Genomic DNA, 20,532 nt, shown 5'->3' with positions numbered 1-20,532 from the left:
CATTGAAAAAGTAGAAACTGAAATGGGACTGATTGCTATGGCACACAACCTTAAAAAGGTAAGTTTAGCCTTATAAAAGCTAACTTGCTTTTATAAAATCCCATAAATCTTCGCTAAAATTTACAATTAACAATTAAAATCTGAAAATATACAAAATAAAAAGACTGCCTAAATTACTTTTTAGACAGCCTCATTTTTGATTGTCTTAAAAAATTAAACTATCTATTTTCATTTGCTGGAGTAGGAAATTGTTCAAATAAACCATCTCCGGGTCGATCAATTGGCAATTCATCCAACCTATCAAACCTCCTTAAGTCAATCCATCTGTGACCACCTTCTGCGAATAGAGAATACCTTCTTTGGTTGAGAATTTCGTCAACTAATTCTGCTGGACTTGTCCCTCCAGTATATGCCGGCAATCCTGCAGCTGTTCTAATTACATCAATAGCCACTACAGAAGCAGCAGGATCTGTTATATGATTTGCCTCTGCGGACAATAAAATTAATTCTTCATTTCTTATAATAGGTACAGATGCAACATTGCTATCATAAATAAACACGTCATATTCACCGAATAAATCATCATCCGTACTATCCTCATCAAGTCCATTAACTTCTAAAGCATTAGGTTCCATAACATTTGTCTCATCATTAAGCAATTCTCTAAACACAACTTTATTCAACCGGTTATCACCAAATTCAGCATCATCAATAAAAGATGGATGTGCAAGTCTTGCATTAGCAATTGTAGAATTTAATGCAAAAAATAATGGATTAGGAATATCCGCTCCAGTAAGAGAAAATGTGAAGTAAGCACCTGTCGAAAGATCTCCATTCATATTCATAAAGGATTTTTCTAGATGTGTAAGTACTGAAGTATAGTTTCCTCGATATGCTTCCACTCTTGCAGCTAAAGCATTATTTAACTCTAAAAGGCTAACTTGACTGAAACCTGATGTGAGAGAAAAAGCAAAACTATCACCGGCATTAGTTAAATCAGTATCAGCACTTGTCAGCAATTCATAAATGGCACTCAAAGAATCTTCATAATTTAAGAATGGACCTAAATTTTGAGGATCAGAAACATCAACTCTTATCCCATTTTCAAATTGTTGGTTTAATACCATTAATAATTCGTGAGCTTTAAAAGTATTTGCAAAACCACGTATTCCTGCAATCTCTTCATTTGTAAACGTTTCAGTAGTATTAGCTAAACCTTCTAGCAATAAATTAATATCTTTAATTGTTGCATAACGTGCAGCATAAGGATTAGTTGTGTAAAATGTGTTGTCATCTATTCTTCCTGTCAATAAATCCGCTGTCCATCTTGGATCAGAACTTGCTACTCGCCAATATTCACGACCTGCTACCGATTGCGCATCGATTTGTGTCCCTAATTGCACTCTCATATCAGATAGTATACCTGCTATAACTTCTCTAAGTTCTCCTCTGGACAAATCACTAGATACAGATTCTGTGCTCGGACCATTTAAATCTTTTCCATCCTCAATATCACAGGATATTGATAATGATAGAATACCTATTAACAATATTTTTATTATTTTCATTTTCTTATTATTTATTATTTTAAAATTCAACAGCTAAGTGAAATAAATATCTCTTTGAAGAAGGAAATGGTGTAACTTCAACCCCTGTCGACAAACCATTAGAACCAAAATTAGATACTTCTGGATCATAACTATTATAATCAAATATGTTGATTAAATTATTCCCTGAAAATCCAAATTTAACATTTGAAACATACTTTCCAAAAGCTTGTTTAAGTATTCTATCAGGTAGGTTATAATATAGACCAATCTCCCTTAAACGCAGATAAGAAGCATCTTCTACAAATGGTGTAGCATTTGAAGACCTGAATGCTCCAATTCTAAAAGGTCCATTTGGTGTTACTCCCGCAGGATCAAGATCAATATCATCATAATCAGGACTGGTTCCTCCAAAATCTGTTAATAAATTAGTTAAATTAATATTATCACCTCCTTGTTTCCAGTGCCATAAAAACGATAACGAAAAAGCTTTATAATTTATATTATTACTCCAAGTCATCTGAAAATCAGGTGCAGAATCACCCAAGGCTACCAAATTTCCGTCTGCATTAGTACCGACAATCTGTGTAGCACTTTTTCCTTCTTCTATTCTAAAAGTTCCTAAACCTGCTCCGAACCCACCAAGATTAAATGCATCTACTTCTAATTTAGTGATCTCAGACTCATTGGTAAAATAGATAAGGTTAGTACTCCAAGTAAAATTTTCTTTTTCAAGTAAAATTTTCTTTTTCAATAATACTAGCATTTAAAGCTACTTCTACTCCTCTATTTGAAAGGTTACCTGCATTAGAGAATTCAGTTGTAAATCCTGAAGAAGGTTCTATATTTGCTTGTAAAATTAAATCATCTACTGTTTTATTATAATATGAAAACTCTAGGCCAATTCTTTTATTAAGAAAACTCGCATCAAAACCGATTTCAAACTCTTTTTGCCTTTCAGGTAATATATTTGAATTTCCTAAGATTGCGGGAGCAATTATACCAGCAACACCATCTATCAAGGTATTAGTATACGTTGTAAATAAGGCACCATTAGGAGCAAAATTACCTGCCTCTCCATATGCTGCTCTAATCTTGAACTGATTAACTATCTCAGTTTTCCAAAATTCAAAATTATGAAAGTTTATTGCTGCAGATGCTTTTGGATAATAAAATAATTCGTTTGCATCCCCATTATTACTTGATTTATCACCTCTTACTCCCAGAGTACCGATAATTTTGTCTTGATAATTTAATTCTTCTTGAATAAAAAACCCTTGATCCTCTTGTTCTTGTCTAAACTGAGTTACACTTACATTTGCCCCCTGATCTAAATTTGTTTCAAAAGCGATTAAATCTGTAGTGATATTTCTTACCGTATTTCTAAAAAATGTTTGTTTCGTAATACCAGCTTGAGTTGTGAAATTCAGATTGTTAGTAGTTGTATAATTATGAACTAAAAAGGCAGAATAATTAGCATCTTTATTTTCTGTTGTTCCTAACGCAGACAATCCGTTTACTCCACCATTATTTAAGTTTTGAAATTGTAATAATTTTGGAAAAAAAGCAGTTGTTACTAAATTATAATAATCAACCCCTCCTCGTAAAACTAATTTTAAATTAGACTTATCGTTTTCATATAAATCAAGATCTAAGGTACTACCTACAATAAATCTGTTCACGTCTTCTCTATTTGTTATTAAATCCCTCGTTTGTAAAGGATTTGAAGCACCATATGGATTATCTGGATAAACACCGATATCATTAGGTCGTAAATCGGCCCAAGGTGGCGTGGATGTAAGTGCAACCCCAATTGTTGTACCCGTATTATCATTGTTAAAGAAACCTCTATCGGCCTTAGAATTCACATAATTCGTTGTTAATGATAATTTTGCCCTTCTATCAAAGAAATCATGATCTAAATTAAAACGAATAGATTTTCTATCATATCCAGTATTTTTTACTATTCCATCTTCTTCGTTATTAGAAAAAGCGGCATAAAACAGTGTATTCTCTGAACCTCCAGACACATTCACACTAGTATTTGTAATAAATCCTTTTTCTCCATAAACTTCATCTTCATAATCAATTAGTGTCCCCGCTGCTTGTGCATCTAAAAAAGCTTGTCCCTCGCCAGCTCCAAAGGAAGATTCAGCTCTTTCTGCTGTAAATGTTCTTTGTCCCCTAGGTCTAAGAATGCTATTAAATCCAATATCTTGCTTAAAAGATATTTTAGTTTGGCCTCTTTTTCCTTTTTTAGTAGTAATAATAACCACCCCGGCGGCAGCTCTGGCTCCATATATGGCAGCCGCAGACGCACCTTTTAATATTTCTACACTTTCTATATCATCTGGATTAATATCAGCGATCCTGTTTGAAGGATTATCTTGACTAGAGGCATTACCTCCTGCCGCTGCTCCCGAAACTGCGTTTAAACCCGCTCCAGATATACTATTATTATTCACATATACTCCATCAACAATATATAAAGGTTGAGAATTACCATTAATAGAAGTAACCCCTCTTAATTTTACCGAGATACCTCCTCCCGGAGCCCCAGAACTTTTAGTAATCAAAGCTCCTGCAAATTTTCCAGCTAACGCGCCATCTAATGTTTGAGGAGGTGTTAATCCAGCTAAATCCTCAGAAGAAACCGTAGAAACTGCATTTGCAGCATTACTTCTCTTTACTGAGGTAGCTAACCCTGTTACCACTACTTCATCCAGAGACTCCAACGATTCCTTTACCTGAATCTTAATTTCTCCTGCATTGGATACAGGAACTAACTTCTCCGTAAAACCAATGGCAAACACCTTTAATGTTACTGGTAACGAACTGACATTAATACTAAAATTACCATCAATATCAGAGGCAGTTCCATTATTAGTGCCATCTTCAATAACATTGATAAAAGGAATCCCCTCTCCTGTATCTTGATTGACTACCGTACCAAAAATAGTTTCCTGAGAGAAAACTACGACTGGAAATAGAAACAAGAATAGCAAAAACCCCTTGCTAATTTGTGATTTTTTTTTCATAATTTATTTGAATTTGTGTTAATAATAGCTATAAATCTATTGAAATACTTTCATAAAAAAATGTTAAAAACTAACAAATGTTAGTGTTTCAGCCCCTTCTCACCGGAATTAGATCCAAAAAAATTTCCCAAAGTATATTTATATTTATCTTAAAATTAATACACTATCTTATTCATGCTAAAGCTTCATTTTTATTGAAACTAGATCTGATTTATAGTAAATCTTCTTATTTTTGCAGCCCTAAGCAAAAAAGCTATGTATAGAAGCCATTCTTGTGGTGAATTAACCACATCAGACATTAATAAAGAAGTTACCCTGGCAGGTTGGGTGCAAAAATCACGTGATAAAGGATTCATGATCTGGGTAGATTTGAGAGACCGTTATGGGATAACACAACTTATGTTTGACGAAGAGCGAACACCTATAGCAATGGTTGAAAAAGCTAAAACATTAGGAAGAGAGTTTGTGATACAGGTTAAAGGAACTGTTATAGAGCGTGAGTCCAAAAACCCCAATATGCCTACTGGTGATATTGAGATTCTGGTAAACGAATTAACGGTGCTTAATGAGTCATTGGCTCCACCTATTATGATTGAGGATCAGACAAAAGATGGTGAAGATATCCGTATGAAATATCGTTATCTTGATATTCGTCGTAATCCGGTAAAAAATAACCTGATCTTTAGACATCAAGTAGCTATGCAAGTCCGTACTTACTTATCTCAGGAAGGTTTTATAGAAGTAGAAACTCCTTATTTAATCAAATCCACTCCAGAAGGTGCAAGAGATTTTGTAGTCCCTTCGCGAATGAATGAAGGACAATTCTATGCATTACCACAATCGCCACAAACATTTAAGCAGTTATTGATGGTAGGTGGAATGGATAAATACTTTCAGATTGTAAAATGCTTTAGAGATGAAGACCTTAGAGCAGACAGACAACCAGAATTTACTCAGATAGATTGCGAAATGGCGTTTGTAGAACAAGAAGACATCTTAAACGTTTTTGAAGGATTGACAAAACATCTGATCAAAGATATTAAAGGGATCGACATCACCGATTTCCCAAGAATGACCTATGATGAAGCAATGCGAACGTATGGAAATGACAAACCGGATATCCGTTTTGGGATGAAATTTGCAGAACTTAATGCATTGACACAACATAAAGAATTTAAAGTTTTTAATGATGCAGAGTTAGTGATTGGAATTGCTGTACCAGGTGGTGCGGCATATACCAGAAAAGAAATTGACAAGCTAATTGATTGGGTAAAACGCCCACAAGTAGGTGCATTAGGTATGATTTATGCTCGTTGTAATGATGATGGAAGCTTTAAATCCTCTGTAGATAAATTCTATGATCAGCAAGACTTGTCTGCATGGGCAGAGAAAACCGGAGCAAAAGCAGGAGACTTAATTTGTATACTTTCTGGAGCTACTAATAAAGTAAGAGCCCAATTAAGTGCATTGCGAATGGAACTGGCAGAAAGGCTAGGTCTAAGAAATCCTGAAGAATTTGCACCACTTTGGGTAGTTGATTTTCCATTATTAGAATGGGATGAAGATACAGAACGTTATCACGCAATGCATCATCCATTTACATCTCCTAAACCAGAAGATATAGCTTTATTAGATAGTAAACCGGGAGATGTACGAGCTAATGCATATGATCTGGTATTAAACGGTAATGAAATCGGAGGAGGCTCTATTCGTATTCACGATAAGGAAACCCAGGCATTAATGTTTGATCATTTAGGGTTTACACCGGAAGAAGCCAACGCTCAATTTGGTTTCTTGCTTGACGCTTTTCAATATGGTGCGCCACCACACGGAGGTATCGCTTTTGGGCTAGATCGATTAGTCGCTATTCTGGGTGGTCAGGAAACTATCAGAGATTTTATAGCATTCCCTAAAAATAATAGCGGACGTGATGTGATGATTGATGCACCAGCAACCATTGACGCGGTGCAACTCAAAGAATTAAAAATAAAACTAACACTTGATTAAGAATAGTTATAAAAAAGGTTAAACCGTAAAGGAATTTTTTCACCTTACCAAATTTGTTTACTTTTGTACACATTTTTTATACGAACCTTCTCAACTCCAAAATGTTATGAGGAAAATAATTTTATTATTTACAGGATTTTTGATCACAGTAAATAGCTTTGGACAATGGTCAGAACTTGGAGGAACTAACTCTTTACAAGCAAATGGAGACGTACTAACAACTACTATTGATCAAAGTGGCAATGTATATGCCGCTGGGGAATTCACAAATACAACGAATAGACCCTATGTTGCTAAGTATGACGGAACAACCTGGTCAACACTAGGTAATTCTACATATTTTGAAGCTGGTAGATCCATTACAGCAATGACCTATCATAGTGGAAACTTATATGTAGGTGGCACCTTCCGAAATAGCGAAAACAATCAATTTGTTGCGGTATATAACGGAACCAGTTGGAGCGAATTGGGAGGAAATAATTCACTACAAGCTAATGGTGACATCAATACTATTGCTATCGATAATACTGGTAATATTTACACTGCCGGAGACTTCACCAACTCCAATGGAGTTCTGTATGTTGCTAGATATAATGGTAGTAATTGGTCTGAAGTAGGTGGGACGGATTCTTTTGATGAAACCGGACCTAACATCAATGACATGGCATTTGATTCTTTAAACAACCTGTATGTAGTAGGAAACTTTTTAAATAATTTCTCGAACACATATATTTCTAAATATGATGGTACTTCCTGGTCAGAATTAAATATTACAATAGCCAGTGTCGGGTCTAACTCGTTACAGTCTATACTCATTGACGACAGCGATACTATCTTTACAGCCGGAAATTTATTTAATACAAATAGTCGAAATTTTGTTGCTACTTATAATGGTACTAGTTGGTCAGAAGTAGGTGGCGATAATTCACTAAACCAAACAAGCCCTATTTTTGTCCTTAAAAAAGACACTAATGATAATATCTATATAGGGGGTGAGTTGCGAAACGGTGCTGGAAGGTACTATGTTGCACAATTTGATGGAACCAACTGGTCAGAATATTATAGTGATCCTTCTCTGGGTGCAACCAACATCATAAGAACAATCTCAATAGCCAGTGATAACGAACCTATTACTGCCGGGGACTTTGTTAACGGAAATGGTAACAGATTTGTAGCAACTACTTCTCTTGAATTACTTTCTACATCAGAATTCGAACATAATAACGCTATTTCTTTTTATGTGGATACAGAAACTAAGCTATTACGTATGCAATCAGAAAATGCTTCTATCATTGACACCTCTATTTATGATATTACCGGAAAAGCAGTAACGATTCATAATCCCAACACAGAAATAGATGTTTCTGCTTTTGAATCTGGTATCTATCTCTTAGGTATCAAAACAAATACTGATTTTATAACTCATAAATTTACGATACAATAGTAGTGTATTAATTATACTCTCAACCTCAGCGTATTCTAAACCGTATTTTTTACTACCTTTAATATTTAAATATATCAAAGGTATATTGGTGAGTAACCACACCTTATTAACATCATTTACTTGTTAAATGTCAATTAAAAAGAAGACGAGACTTCATAAATTCCTGATATGGCGTTATCGACATATTTCTAATAAAAACTTTATCCTTATTCTAAGTATACTGATAGGATTTTTATCCGGTTTGGTTTCAGTATTGCTTAAAAATTGTACTCATATCATTCAATCAGCGTTAAAAAGTGATATTATATCCATACAAACCAGCTTTTATTTTATTCTGCCCATTATAGGATTATTACTCGTCCATTTTATTTCAAAATATATTTTTAAACGAGAAGTAGAACACGCAATTTCTTCTATCCTTTCTTCTTTATCCAGAAAAAATGGTCTTATTAAACAAGTTAAAATTTATTTTCCATTAATAACGGCGCCTATTACTGTAGGTTTTGGAGGATCTGTAGGGTTACTAGGTCCTGCTGTAGCTTCTGGTGCGGCGTTAAGTTCTAGTATTAGTACACTGTTTCATGTAAACAGTAAAAACCGGGTGTTATTTATTGGGTGTGCTGCTGCAGGAGCTATCGCAGCTGTTTTCAAATCTCCATTAGCAGGATTGGTTTTTGCAGTAGAAGTTTTTAGCTTAGATCTTACATTAGCTTCTTTATTACCTCTATTACTTGCCTCTGTATCTTCTATTATTACCTCTTATTTTTTCCTTGGAGATGAAGTCTTGTTCAGATTTGAAGTTATTGAAAAATTTGACATTATGGATACACCATTCTATATAATTCTAGGTATAGCCACTGCCATAGCATCCATCTATTTTACTAAAATGTATTTTATTATTCAGCGATTCTTTAATAGGTTTTCTACAGCTTTACAAAAATTAGTAATTGGCGGAATAGCTATAGGTATTATGCTTTATTTTATACCTCCTCTCTATGGAGAGGGTTTAGGATTTATAAACAATTTATTAAGGGGAGATCATCTAACTGCTTTAGGAAAAACGCCCTTTGATGAACACATCAATAATATATGGATTGTCATTGCATTAATAGCAGGAATTACTGTCTTTAAAGCAATTGCAATGACTACCACCCTTGCCGCTGGAGGAAACGGAGGTATCTTTATTCCTACTATGGTCATGGGTAGTGCTCTGGGAACTGTAGTCTCTAAAATCATTAATAACCTGGGAATTGGTTTTCAGGTTTCTGAAGCGAACTTCACCTTACTCGGAATGGCAGGTTTGATCGCGGGAGTATTACACGCACCATTAACGTCTATATTTCTCATTGCCGAAATTACTACCAGTTATGAACTCTTTGTTCCTCTTATGATTACAACAGCAATTTCTTTTATTATTTCTAAAAATAAGATAGAACACACTATTTATACACAAGAGCTTGCAGAAAAAGGCCACCTATTGACCCACGATAAAGATCAAACAGTATTAACACTTATGAATCTGGAAGGTTGTATAGAAACTAATTTTATTACTGTACAGCCTGATCACACATTGAAACATTTATTAAGTGAAGCCGTAGCAAAATCCAACCGAAATATTTTTCCGGTTATTGATTCATCTAATGTACTTATCGGTATTGTTTCTCTGAACACTATTAGAGAAATCATGTTTGATAACTCATTATATCATACCACTACGGTAGATATGCTAATGACACCAGTAATTACCTATATCGATTATGAGCAGGATAATGCAAATAGTGCTATGCGAAAGTTTCAGGATACTGGTGCCTGGAACCTACCAGTCATTAAAAATGAAAAATACTATGGTTTCATTTCAAAATCAAAATTACTCACCGCATATAGAAGAAAGTTGATTAATTTTACACGTTAGCTTTATACAGGTTCAATTTCAGGTAAAGTTGATTAGCTTTTTTACAAACTTATCTAGTATAAAATCTATAACAGAATATTTTAAAAGATTAAAACACACTTACCCTACTGCTGGATAGGGTTCTAATTATTATTAAGACTAAAATATATGAAATATATCATCAGAATATTATTTATTGCAATTGTTATTCTTGTAAGCATTGGTTACTATTACAAAAATACAGGGGATCACGTATTTGGTGATAAATTAGTAGGTGTAGGAATTTTAGCTGCTTCTTTTATCTTAATGCCGATATTCATTTATCATCGATGGAAAGACAGGAAAGTTAAAGACTATATGTTAACAGAGGAAAATCTAAAGAAAATGAGAGATTTTAATCAGGAAAAAGAAACAAAAAACAAAAAAAATTAAGGTATTACTGCTGTGTCCTTCCTTAATTGATGTGTTGATTATTCTGTAATATTATATTTCTCCTTAAATTTAGGTACCTGATGCATCAGGAATTCCAAAATTCTTAATCCGTTTCCTCTTTGTAGCATAAATTTAATGCCAGTTTCTTCTTGTAAATAATCAATGAAATTATAAAATTCAGTTTCGGGAATATTTAATTGATTTGTAAAAAATGTCTCATTATAAAAGTCCGTAACATGAATTCCTTTTTCAACTTCTTTCTTCCTCTTTTTAAAAGCCCCTGAAAATAGATCAATTAACTTTTCTAAATCCACAGAAACTGAGGCTAGATTAGAAGAAGGGATCGCCGAGTTTATCACTGGCGATTGACTATCATCAGGTCTGGTTACTCCCATTTTTTTAAGTTCTGTTGCAGTCCATAGAGAAAAATGATACTCCTCTCGTGGTATAGTCATTAAGTCTTTCTGAATATTTCCAGAAAGGGAGTATTGAGAAATATGAACTTCTTCTAATTCATTTACAGAAGGTTGTAGATAGACTTCTAAATTTCCCTCGTTTAAATCTTTTTGACGTACTACATAAGTTTCTAATTGAAATTGAACTGAAGAAAATGCTATAGTATCCCCCACTCGCGCTTTTATCTCAAAATATCCTGATTTATTGTTAATCGTACCAATTCCAAGCGTACTATTTACAATATTAATAAATTCTAAGGGTAATGTATCTGCAATAATGTGACCTTTGAGCATCTGGGTTTCCTGAGTAAAACCTAAAAAAGTACTACCTATTAATAAAAAGAGTGTAATTTTTTTCTGCATTTGTTGAAGCTAACGTCTTAAAGACGAAATGCAATTCTTTCCGTTGCAGACTACATCTTATAAATTACGCATTAAAAAGGGGAGGCTCTTTTTATAGCTAGAATAGAAGGTTACTTTGGATAATTAGCATTGAGAATTTTGATTTCTTCTATCAAAACGATTAAGTAAAACAAAATAATCCCTATTATTCCAAAAAACAATCCAAATAAAAACCAAACAAAAATATTTTGACCTTTCTTATTTGCTTGTAAACATAACCAAATAGCGATAAACAGATTAAACATTCCCGTCACTATTGAACCAATAATAAATAGCATATTTGTTCCAATTTGAAATTCAGCAATTTCTTTAGCATCCAGGAACAAAAAAGCACCGTACTTAAAAAAAACAGCAACACTACTAAATAATAAACCAATAATTAGTACAAAAAGTAATGTGCTAACTCTGGGAACATAATTTTCCATATATAAATTCTTAATTAACTACTATCAGACGAATTCAATGATCCTCTTATAAATTATTTTCTTATAATATTTTAATGCTCAAATCAGTTAAGATTACGTTTTTCAACAAAAAAACGCTTTAGAATTTCACTACATTCTTTCGCTAAAACGCCTCCCGTCATTTTAGTCTTAGGATGCAATTTAGTGCCCATAGTAATACATCCACGTTGTTCATCTCTGGCACCATATACAATTTTATCTATCTGGCTCCAGAATAAAGCTCCTGCACACATCTGGCAAGGCTCAATGGTTACGTATAGGGTACATTCTTTTAAATATTTACCTCCCAGAAAATTAGCAGCGGCTGTAATCGCTTGCATCTCTGCATGTGCTGTAACGTCATTTAATAACTCAGTGAGGTTATGAGCTCTGGCAATCACACGATCTCCTACCGTGATAATCGCACCAATAGGAATTTCACCCTTATCATATGCAGCTTCAGCTTCCTGTAATGCTTTTCTCATAAAATGAGCGTCATCATATGGATCAAACATATTTCTAATTTTAAATGATTAACAAACTTAAGTAAAATGGCAAGAAACTTGATAGATCATAAGCACTAACTTCTATTTTATGAATAAATTCTATAAAATCACCATTCCTAAACCTTGTCATGAAGATTGGAGTACAATGACTCCTAATGAAAAAGGTCGATTCTGCGGTTCTTGCGCAAAAACAGTAGTAGACTTCACAAAATTCTCTACTAGAGACATTCAAAATTTTTTATTAGAAAACCAGCATAAAAAAATGTGTGGTCATTTCAAAAAAACACAGCTTGACGCAATTCATCTTACTATACCAATGCAAATTGTACACAAATCGTATTCTTTTAGAAAAGCTTTTTTACTAGCTTTTCTAATTGCTATGGGAACTACACTTGTCAATTGCACAAATACAGAAGGAAAACAACAAAAAATTGATACTATAGAAGTTATAGATATCCCAACACTACATGTTCCTGAAATAGTAAACATAGATAGTACTCTAAGAAAATGCACTAAAACTGCTGAAAAAAACAAACAAAATAACGCTAACAATACCCCTAAAAAACCAAAACCACCTGTTATACAGGAATATAAAGAATATATCGATGGTGGTATTGAAATTATACCACCTCCTGAACCTATTGAAATATTCGATATACAAGGTGACATTATCTATGAACCAGAAACTTCAGAAGAACCCATACCATTTGTGTTTTTAGAACTTCCTCCTTCGTTTATACTTGTTGAAAAAAATCAAAGAACTCCTGAGAATTTTCAATAACAAATGAATAAATTCATTCATGATGAATTTAATTCTGCTACTGCTGTGGATGATGGTCTTAGTGGTAGACAACGAATTTTTGTTAGCTTTGATATCAATGAAGAAGGTGTGATTGAGAACATTCATATAAAAACACCACATCCTATATTAGAAAAAGAAACCCGTAGGGTCATTGAAGCAATACCAAAATTGCAACCTGGCATCCATAAGAATAATGCTGTTAGTACCACATATAAAATACCAATAGTCCTTAAAATATCAGACTGATTTCTTTCTAAAATTGTAGCTTTGCAGGTGTAACCACTTTCAGAAATGCAAGAAGAATTATTACCACATATAGAATACCCGATTGATCTGCGTAAACTGACACCTGATCAATTACCGTATGTAGCACAGGAACTTCGGGATTTTGTGATTAATATAGTGGCTACAAAAGAAGGACATCTGGGAGCTAGTCTGGGTGTGATAGAACTAACCATAGCTTTACACTATATTTTTAATACTCCAGAAGATCTTTTGATTTGGGATGTAGGACATCAAGCATATCCTCATAAAATTCTGACCGGAAGAAAGAAGTTATTTCATACCAACAGACAATTACACGGTATCAGTGGATTCCCTAAACGAAGTGAGAGTGATTATGACACTTTTGGAGTTGGACATTCTTCTACTTCTATTTCTGCAGCACTCGGAATGGCAATTGCTTCTAAGCTTAAAGGGGATACAACAAAACAACATATTGCTGTAATAGGAGATGCGTCTATCGCCAGCGGTATGGCATTCGAAGGATTAAATCATGCTGGTGTTACAGATGTAAATATGCTCATTATACTTAATGACAACGCTATTGGTATTGACCCTAGTGTAGGTGCCCTAAAAGAATATCTCACAAAAGCTAAAGTAGGTTTTAAGCCTAAAACAGATAATATAATTGAGGCTTTAAACTTTTCCTACTTTGGACCTATTGACGGGCATGATCTTCCTGCATTGCTCAAAACCTTAGAAGCATTAAAATCTATTAAAGGGCCTAAACTTTTACACATTATCACTACTAAAGGAAAAGGGTTAAAACAAGCGGAAGAAAATCAGGTAACGTATCATGCTCCGGGTAAATTTGATGCATCCACAGGAAACCTTCTCCCAAAGGAAAATATTCAGCAACCACCTAAATTTCAAGATGTATTTGGGCACACTATTTTAGAATTAGCAGAAGAAAATGAAAAAATTGTTGGGATTACTCCTGCAATGCCCACTGGTAGTTCTTTAAAATATATGATGGAAGCGATGCCTGATCGTGCTTTTGATGTAGGTATTGCAGAACAACACGCAGTTACGCTAGCCGCAGGAATGGCAACTCAAGGATTGGTTCCATTTTGTGCTATTTATTCTACATTTCTACAGCGTGCTTATGATCAGATTATCCATGATGTAGCATTACAAAATCTTCCGGTCATTTTTTGTGTGGATAGAGCAGGTTTAGTGGGAGCCGATGGAGCTACTCATCATGGGGTCTTTGATATTGCGTTTCTTTCTTGTATTCCAAATATGATAGTGGCAGCTCCTGCGAATGAGATAGAGCTACGAAATATTCTATATACTGCTTCTTTAGGACTCGAACATCCCATAGCCATACGTTATCCCAGAGGTAGAGGTACTATGATCCATTGGAAAACTCCAATGGAAAGACTATCCATCGGTAAAGGCTCTATTCTTTCGAAAAAAGAGACAAAGATTGCTGTAGTCTCTACGGGAAGCATGACTACTAACGCTCTTGAAGCGCTAAAGGGAATTAATCAGAAGGTAAACCATTTCCATTTTGGTTTTATAAAACCTTTAGATCATACCTTACTCAAATCCATTCTAAAAAATAATGCAACTATTATCACCATCGAGGATGGCATCATAAGAGGTGGGTTTGGTAGTGCTATTATAGATTTTGCTAACCAATATAATTTTTCTTCTAAAATAATCACTCTAGGGGTTCCTGATCAATTTATACATCACGGAACTATTGAAGAATTACAGGAAATATGTGGAATTTCTGTAGAAGGAATTCAAAAGACAATCCTGAGGCACGTAAACTAATACATCATTATACATACCACAATGATTCCTGACTAAAGAGTTATAAAAATTAGGCTGAATCAGGAACTACACCTGTAATCCTCTTATTTTCTGAAATTTTAATAGTGCATTCCCGTCAGTAAGACTAGCTACATAATTACTGATACTAATTAGACGTGTATACAGGTCTTCATTTTTATAGTCAAAATTCATTCCTTCTGCTTTTAAAATGAGTTGATCATAATTAGAAGCATTATTACTATTAAAATTATTCATTGCAGTGCAGTACTTGTTTAATAAGGTAGCCAAAATTTCATACCCTGCAATTTCTTTTTCCACTACCTCAGAGCTTTGATATATTTTATCAACACTAATCTTAATGATATCATCTATTTGCGCCTGATATTTACTTTTATCTATTAAGGCTACATCAAAATCTCCAGATAAAATAGTTGCTTCATTTTTTATAAATGTATCCGCTGCTTCCTGTATTAATGTATTTATAGCCAAAGCTCTTAGATAACTTAATCGATCCGCTGTATTGGTGAGCATATTATACTTATTCGTATTAATAGTCTCCTTTACTAATTTAATCAAATATTCTAATGCATATTCCTCCTGGATCAATCCCAGATTAATCCCATCTTCAAAATCAATAATTGTATAACAAATATCATCCGCTGCTTCTACAAGAAAACATAATGGATGACGGCTGTAGGTTGTTTCATTTTCTATAGTGTGAGTTATCAGACCTATTTCCTCTGCTACTTCTTTAAAGAAAGGTTGCTCATTCTGAAAATACCCAAACTTTTTATGTGAAATATGAGCGGTGGGCTTTTTGGGTAAGGATTCTTTTGGATACTTCATAAAAGCACCTAAGGTCGCATAAGAAAGCCTCAATCCTCCTTCTATTCCTTGTCTGGATTCTGTAAGAATTTTAAATCCATTAGCATTTCCTTCAAAATCTTTGAGATCCTGATATTGTTTTGGTGTTAAATCCTTTGCAAAATAAGCACCACTGCCCGTTTTAAAATATTCACCTATTGCCTTCTCTCCTGAGTGCCCAAAGGGTGGATTACCTATATCATGTGCCAAAGATGCTGCTGCGACAATAGCTCCAAAATCATTAAACTGATAGCCATGAATAGTGGTGAGGTGTGGGTGTTTCTCCAGTATTTTCTTTCCCACTACTCTACCCAGAGATCTTCCTACTACAGAAACTTCCAGACTGTGTGTCAGTCGAGTATGTACAAAACTGGTTTTTGATAAGGGTATTACCTGTGTTTTATCCTGTAAGCTTCTGAAAGCAGAAGAAAAAATGATTCGATCATAATCTACCTCAAAACCTAATCGCGTTTCATCTTGCTCTTTACGTAATCTTTTATTTGTGTCTCCCTGTCGTCTTAAAGACAATAGTTGCTCCCAGTTCATCATAAAAATTAGAAATCTAACAATATATTATCATAATAATAATAGTCCAAAGATAACACTATCAGGTTATGTATGAAATGAATTATCATTCCTAACCATAAAGTTTTGTACTTATGTCGTATATATCCTAAAAGTAAACCAAATGGAAAAATCCATAGTAATGATATAATTGAAAAATGAGCTAATGCAAATATGAATGCCGTAAGAATAATGGTAACACGAATACTGGTTATTTTTTGTAATTGATTAAACAAAAATCCTCTGTACACTAATTCCTCAAAAATCGGAGGTGTAATCGTTGTAAAAAAAATGGCCCAGAATATTGGGTTAGGATACATAACATATCCAAGATATGTATTACTACTTTCATCAAAAATTGTTGTATTTAAAATCTCAATCCCATAGTATACTGTAACTCCTGTAATTAAAGGAATAATGATCATTGCCAAAACCGCCAATACATTAATTTTGGGGAATCGGTATAATTTGATAATTGCTTTTGCGTCCACACTTGCAAATCCAATAGCTATGAATGCTGCTATAATTTCTATAACAATTTCTGTAGTGAGTGAACTTCCATTTTGATACACAAAATAAATAGTTGTTAAAAAAATAAGATCTACAATATAAAAAGTAATGATTAGATAAAGCGGACTCTTTCCATCAATCTGGATAACTTCTTTTGTAGACATTCCGCAATCTGGACAAAAATTAACCTCTGCTGGTAATGATGTTTTACAGGTTTGACAAATCATAAATCATCTTTATTTTTTTGCAGTTTGGGAGGCAGAATTAATTCCTTTGATTAAGAAACTGATAATAAGAATTTTAAAAATGATTCCTTGAAATAAAGAAACAGGTTCTGCAATCGCATTCATAGCTACAACTGTAAGATACAAAAGTAACGCCGACAGCAAGGCTGCAAAAGGCTTTTTTTGTGACCAGTATGCTAATACTAAATAAATTACTGCTAAGACTACATTTACAAGTAAAACACTAATGTCCTGTAAGGTGAAATAATAAAACAACCCAAAAACAAAAAAGATTCCTGCCATCCAGTACAATGTTTTACGAGCAGAATTGATTTTCTTTGCATCATCTTTAATCTTACTCTTTTTCATAACCTTGTTAGCATGAAAAACAGCTTGCTCTTTTTCATCTCCATGCTCAGGAAAACCACAATGAGTACAGAATTTAGTTTCTAAAGTAATTCCGAAGTTACATTGTGAACACAATGCAGATTGAATAGTAATTTCTTCCATGTAAGTAAGTTATATTAAATTAGGGATTTCAAAAATAGTAAAACCCTTTCGATTTTAAGAAAACATTAACAAATAATACCGTTCCCTGTATATATAAGTGTTGCATAAACGGGATTTGTTACCCTTTGTGATATTAATTATTACTGATTGAATTTAAAAATAAAATGAAATAGTGATTTTATTATGCAATTGCATAGAGCATTATTGTTTTATACAATTCATAAAAAAAGGGAAGTAATCTTTTTAAAAGATACTTCCCTTTTTCATATTAATACTCCAATTATATTTTTAATTGAATAACATCTAAATAAATAATATTAGTGATTTTTTATACTTGTACATTCCCAAAATTAGGCATACTAAGATCCACACATCAAACAATCATCCCCTTCTGCTTCTTTGGATTGTGCGATAATCGCTCTTAATTCTTCTGGAGAAAGTGCTGATCCTTCTACAGAAACCGGAGCTGGTTCTGGCGTTGTTTTTGCAACAGATTGTGCTTCCATTACCTGTGCAGCTGCAACTACTACTTTTTCTGGTTGTGGTGCTTCTTTATTTTCACTTTTTAGCGTAAACTTAATCGCATCTACCGCAGATTTTGTTCTTAGGTAATACATTCCGGTTTTCAAGCCACTTTTCCAGGCATAGAAATGCATAGATGTCAATTTTGCCATAGTAGCACCTTCCATAAATAAGTTTAAGGACTGTGACTGATCAATAAAATATCCTCTATGACGAGACATATCAATAATATCTTTCATACTTAATTCCCAAACAGTTCTGTATAGGTCTTTTAAGTCCTGAGGAATCACATCAATATCTTGCACAGATCCATTAGCACGCATGATAGCGTCTTTAAGATCATCACTCCATAAACCTAATTTCACCAAATCTTCTAACAAGTGTTTATTAACTACGATAAACTCTCCTGATAATACACGTCTGGTATAAATATTACTTGTATATGGCTCAAAAGCTTCATTATTTCCTAAAATCTGAGAGGTAGAGGCTGTTGGCATTGGCGCTACTAATAAGGAATTACGCACTCCATTTTTCAAAACTTTTTTACGTAGGTCTGCCCAATTCCATCGTCCGCTTAATTCTTCATCTTTGATTCCCCATAAGTTATACTGAAACTCTCCTCTGGAAATCGGTGACCCTTCATATGTCTGATATGCTCCATCTGCTTTTGCTTCTTCCATAGAAGCTGTCACTGCTGCAAAATACAAGGTTTCAAAAATCTCCTGATTTAGTTTTTTTGCTTCATCACTGGTGAATGGCATACGTAACTGGATAAACGTATCTGCTAATCCTTGTACACCTAGTCCAACCGGACGATGACGCATGTTAGAATTTTCAGCTTCTTTTACCGGGTAATAGTTACGATCGATAACCCTGTTTAGGTTTTTAGTTACACGTTTTGTAATTCTGAATAACTCTTTATGATCAAAAGCTCCATTCTTTACAAACATTGGCAATGCAATAGATGCTAAATTACAAACTGCTACCTCATCAGGGCTTGTATATTCTAAAATCTCAGTACATAAATTAGAAGAGCGTATAGTTCCTAAATTCTGTTGATTAGATTTACGGTTTGCAGCATCCTTATACAACATATAAGGCGTTCCGGTTTCTATTTGTGACTCTAATATTTTTTCCCAAAGCTCTCTTGCTTTGATCGTTCTCCTTCCTTTTCCTTCTGCCTCAAAACGCAAATATGCTTCCTCAAACTCATCACTATGGATATCAAATAATCCAGGACATTCATTAGGACACATTAACGTCCAGGATGCATCATCCTGTACACGCTTCATAAATAAATCCGGAATCCACATCGCATAGAATAAATCACGTGCACGCATCTCCTCTTTACCATGATTCTTTTTTAAATCCAAAAACTCAAAAATATCAGCATGCCATGGCTCTACATAAATCGCGAATGACCCTTTACGCTTTCCTCCACCCTGATCCACATATCGTGCGGTATCATTGTATACCTGTAGCATAGGAACGATACCATTAGATGTTCCATTAGTACCTGCAATATATGAACCTGTTGCTCTTACATTATGAATAGACAATCCGATTCCTCCAGCGGACTGTGAAATTTTTGCTGTTTGCTTTAACGTATCATAAATCCCGTCAATACTATCATCCTTCATAGATAGTAGGAAACACGATGACATTTGTGGTTTTGGAGTTCCTGAATTGAATAAAGTAGGGGTTGCGTGTGTAAAGTATTTTTTAGACATCAACTCATACGTTTCTATAGCCGCATCCAGATCATTTAAATGAATCCCAATAGAAACCCGCATCAACATATGCTGAGGACGTTCTGCAATTTTACCATTTATTTTTAGCAGGTAAGAACGTTCTAATGTTTTAAAACCAAAGTAATCGTACCCAAAATCTCTATTGTATATGATCGTAGAATCCAGTTTTTCTTTATTAGCCATAATGACATCGTATACATCATCGGCAATCAATGGTCCTTTTTTACCATTTCTAGGGTTGACATATTCATATAAATCAGTAACAACTTCAGAAAATGTCTTTTTTGTATTTTTATGCAAGTTAGAAACAGAAATACGCGCAGCTAATTTAGCATAATCAGGATGTGCGATTGTCATCGTTGCAGCAATTTCTGCCGCTAGATTATCAAGCTCACTGGTAGTTACTCCATCGTATAATCCTTCTATCACTCTCATGGCAACTTTTACCGGATCTACCAAAGCATTTAATCCATAACACAATTTTCTTACTCTGGCGGTAATTTTGTCAAACATGATTGGCTCCTTATGCCCATCTCTTTTTATTACATACATACGA

General features: G+C 34.1%; 17 protein-coding genes. 7 read left to right on the top strand and 10 right to left on the bottom strand.

The features are described 5' to 3' along the window. Positions 1 to 218: 218 nt before the first annotated feature. The 3 genes from ABD816_RS04840 to ABD816_RS04830 are packed head-to-tail and all read right to left on the bottom strand — an operon-like array spanning position 219 to position 4,585. Positions 219 to 1,568, bottom strand: a complete 1,350-nt coding sequence (locus tag ABD816_RS04840; protein WP_344925218.1) for a RagB/SusD family nutrient uptake outer membrane protein — start codon at positions 1,566 to 1,568, stop codon at positions 219 to 221. Positions 1,569 to 1,587: 19 nt separating this feature from the next. Then, positions 1,588 to 2,301, bottom strand: coding sequence for a SusC/RagA family TonB-linked outer membrane protein (locus ABD816_RS04835; protein ID WP_344925217.1), 714 nt, complete (start codon positions 2,299 to 2,301; stop codon positions 1,588 to 1,590). Further along, a complete protein-coding gene (locus tag ABD816_RS04830; protein WP_344925216.1) occupies positions 2,279 to 4,585 on the bottom strand; it encodes a SusC/RagA family TonB-linked outer membrane protein in 2,307 nt (768 codons plus the stop codon). Before ABD816_RS04830 ends, ABD816_RS04835 begins: the two co-directional genes overlap by 23 nt. A 255-nt stretch (positions 4,586 to 4,840) precedes the next feature. Here ABD816_RS04830 and aspS point away from each other — a divergent pair, with 255 nt between their 5' ends. The 4 genes from aspS to ABD816_RS04810 all read left to right on the top strand — a co-directional run bounded on the left by aspS (position 4,841) and on the right by ABD816_RS04810 (position 10,359). Beyond that, positions 4,841 to 6,592, top strand: a complete 1,752-nt coding sequence (gene aspS / locus ABD816_RS04825) for an aspartate--tRNA ligase (protein WP_344925214.1) — start codon at positions 4,841 to 4,843, stop codon at positions 6,590 to 6,592. A 106-nt stretch (positions 6,593 to 6,698) separates the two neighbouring features. Then, a complete protein-coding gene (locus tag ABD816_RS04820; RefSeq protein ID WP_344925213.1) occupies positions 6,699 to 8,036 on the top strand; it encodes a T9SS type A sorting domain-containing protein in 1,338 nt (445 codons plus the stop codon). Positions 8,037 to 8,163: 127 nt separating this feature from the next. Further along, on the top strand, positions 8,164 to 9,948 hold the full coding sequence (locus ABD816_RS04815) for a chloride channel protein (protein WP_344925211.1): 1,785 nt from the start codon (positions 8,164 to 8,166) through the stop codon (positions 9,946 to 9,948). Between the two features lie 147 nt (positions 9,949 to 10,095). Beyond that, a complete protein-coding gene (locus ABD816_RS04810) occupies positions 10,096 to 10,359 on the top strand; it encodes a hypothetical protein (RefSeq protein ID WP_344925210.1) in 264 nt (87 codons plus the stop codon). A gap of 38 nt (positions 10,360 to 10,397) precedes the next feature. On the opposite strand, the gene ABD816_RS04805 is transcribed toward ABD816_RS04810, so the two are convergent. From ABD816_RS04805 to ABD816_RS04795, 3 genes are all read right to left on the bottom strand, one after another. After that, entirely contained in the window at positions 10,398 to 11,177 is a 780-nt protein-coding gene (locus ABD816_RS04805; RefSeq protein WP_344925208.1) for a carboxypeptidase-like regulatory domain-containing protein, read from the bottom strand. A 110-nt stretch (positions 11,178 to 11,287) separates the two neighbouring features. Next, the gene (locus ABD816_RS04800) at positions 11,288 to 11,641 is read right to left on the bottom strand and encodes a hypothetical protein (RefSeq protein WP_344925206.1); all 354 of its coding nucleotides are present in this window, start codon (positions 11,639 to 11,641) and stop codon (positions 11,288 to 11,290) included. Between the two features lie 83 nt (positions 11,642 to 11,724). After that, positions 11,725 to 12,174, bottom strand: a complete 450-nt coding sequence (locus ABD816_RS04795) for a nucleoside deaminase (RefSeq protein ID WP_344925205.1) — start codon at positions 12,172 to 12,174, stop codon at positions 11,725 to 11,727. Positions 12,175 to 12,253: 79 nt separating this feature from the next. Between ABD816_RS04795 and ABD816_RS04790 the strand changes: the two genes are divergently transcribed. The 3 genes from ABD816_RS04790 to ABD816_RS04780 are packed head-to-tail and all read left to right on the top strand — an operon-like array spanning position 12,254 to position 15,031. Further along, positions 12,254 to 12,946 (top strand): hypothetical protein, encoded by a 693-nt coding sequence (locus ABD816_RS04790; protein ID WP_344925204.1) that lies wholly within the window; start codon positions 12,254 to 12,256, stop codon positions 12,944 to 12,946. Between the two features lie 3 nt (positions 12,947 to 12,949). Then, positions 12,950 to 13,213, top strand: coding sequence for an energy transducer TonB (locus ABD816_RS04785; RefSeq protein WP_344925202.1), 264 nt, complete (start codon positions 12,950 to 12,952; stop codon positions 13,211 to 13,213). A gap of 45 nt (positions 13,214 to 13,258) precedes the next feature. Further along, entirely contained in the window at positions 13,259 to 15,031 is a 1,773-nt protein-coding gene (locus ABD816_RS04780; RefSeq protein WP_344925201.1) for a 1-deoxy-D-xylulose-5-phosphate synthase, read from the top strand. A 66-nt stretch (positions 15,032 to 15,097) separates the two neighbouring features. Here the strand turns inward: ABD816_RS04780 and dgt are convergent, their stop codons facing one another. From dgt to ABD816_RS04760, 4 genes are all read right to left on the bottom strand, one after another. Beyond that, complete coding sequence (gene dgt, locus ABD816_RS04775; RefSeq protein ID WP_344925230.1) at positions 15,098 to 16,441, bottom strand: dGTP triphosphohydrolase; 1,344 nt, start codon at positions 16,439 to 16,441, stop codon at positions 15,098 to 15,100. A gap of 8 nt (positions 16,442 to 16,449) precedes the next feature. Beyond that, on the bottom strand, positions 16,450 to 17,196 hold the full coding sequence (locus ABD816_RS04770) for a CPBP family intramembrane glutamic endopeptidase (RefSeq protein WP_344925200.1): 747 nt from the start codon (positions 17,194 to 17,196) through the stop codon (positions 16,450 to 16,452). Positions 17,197 to 17,205: 9 nt separating this feature from the next. Continuing rightward, the gene (locus ABD816_RS04765) at positions 17,206 to 17,703 is read right to left on the bottom strand and encodes a hypothetical protein (RefSeq protein ID WP_344925199.1); all 498 of its coding nucleotides are present in this window, start codon (positions 17,701 to 17,703) and stop codon (positions 17,206 to 17,208) included. A 359-nt stretch (positions 17,704 to 18,062) separates the two neighbouring features. After that, positions 18,063 to 20,528: a ribonucleoside-diphosphate reductase subunit alpha gene (locus ABD816_RS04760; RefSeq protein WP_344925197.1), complete on the bottom strand. Its 2,466-nt coding sequence runs from the start codon at positions 20,526 to 20,528 to the stop codon at positions 18,063 to 18,065. Positions 20,529 to 20,532 lie beyond the last annotated feature (4 nt).

It is taken from the genome of Aquimarina addita (assembly GCF_039539305.1).
In the GTDB taxonomy this organism is placed as follows: Bacteria; Bacteroidota; Bacteroidia; order Flavobacteriales; family Flavobacteriaceae; genus Aquimarina; species Aquimarina addita.
Note: the sequence above shows the minus strand (reverse complement) of the source record. Positions and strands in the feature narration are given on the sequence as shown.

Excerpts from the sequence above, each read along its gene's own strand:
- ABD816_RS04785 (WP_344925202.1), top strand. The coding sequence starts at position 12,950 with ATGAATAAATTCATTCATGATGAATTTAATTCTGCTACTGCTGTGGAT.
- ABD816_RS04840 (WP_344925218.1), bottom strand. The coding sequence starts at position 1,568 with ATGAAAATAATAAAAATATTGTTAATAGGTATTCTATCATTATCAATA.
- ABD816_RS04830 (WP_344925216.1), bottom strand. The coding sequence starts at position 4,585 with ATGAAAAAAAAATCACAAATTAGCAAGGGGTTTTTGCTATTCTTGTTT.
- ABD816_RS04790 (WP_344925204.1), top strand. The coding sequence starts at position 12,254 with ATGAATAAATTCTATAAAATCACCATTCCTAAACCTTGTCATGAAGAT.
- ABD816_RS04820 (WP_344925213.1), top strand. The coding sequence starts at position 6,699 with ATGAGGAAAATAATTTTATTATTTACAGGATTTTTGATCACAGTAAAT.
- ABD816_RS04815 (WP_344925211.1), top strand. The coding sequence starts at position 8,164 with ATGTCAATTAAAAAGAAGACGAGACTTCATAAATTCCTGATATGGCGT.
- ABD816_RS04765 (WP_344925199.1), bottom strand. The coding sequence starts at position 17,703 with ATGGAAGAAATTACTATTCAATCTGCATTGTGTTCACAATGTAACTTC.
- ABD816_RS04780 (WP_344925201.1), top strand. The coding sequence starts at position 13,259 with ATGCAAGAAGAATTATTACCACATATAGAATACCCGATTGATCTGCGT.
- ABD816_RS04810 (WP_344925210.1), top strand. The coding sequence starts at position 10,096 with ATGAAATATATCATCAGAATATTATTTATTGCAATTGTTATTCTTGTA.
- ABD816_RS04795 (WP_344925205.1), bottom strand. The coding sequence starts at position 12,174 with ATGTTTGATCCATATGATGACGCTCATTTTATGAGAAAAGCATTACAG.
- aspS (WP_344925214.1), top strand. The coding sequence starts at position 4,841 with ATGTATAGAAGCCATTCTTGTGGTGAATTAACCACATCAGACATTAAT.
- dgt (WP_344925230.1), bottom strand. The coding sequence starts at position 16,441 with ATGAACTGGGAGCAACTATTGTCTTTAAGACGACAGGGAGACACAAAT.
- ABD816_RS04805 (WP_344925208.1), bottom strand. The coding sequence starts at position 11,177 with ATGCAGAAAAAAATTACACTCTTTTTATTAATAGGTAGTACTTTTTTA.
- ABD816_RS04760 (WP_344925197.1), bottom strand. The coding sequence starts at position 20,528 with ATGTATGTAATAAAAAGAGATGGGCATAAGGAGCCAATCATGTTTGAC.
- ABD816_RS04800 (WP_344925206.1), bottom strand. The coding sequence starts at position 11,641 with ATGGAAAATTATGTTCCCAGAGTTAGCACATTACTTTTTGTACTAATT.
- ABD816_RS04770 (WP_344925200.1), bottom strand. The coding sequence starts at position 17,196 with ATGATTTGTCAAACCTGTAAAACATCATTACCAGCAGAGGTTAATTTT.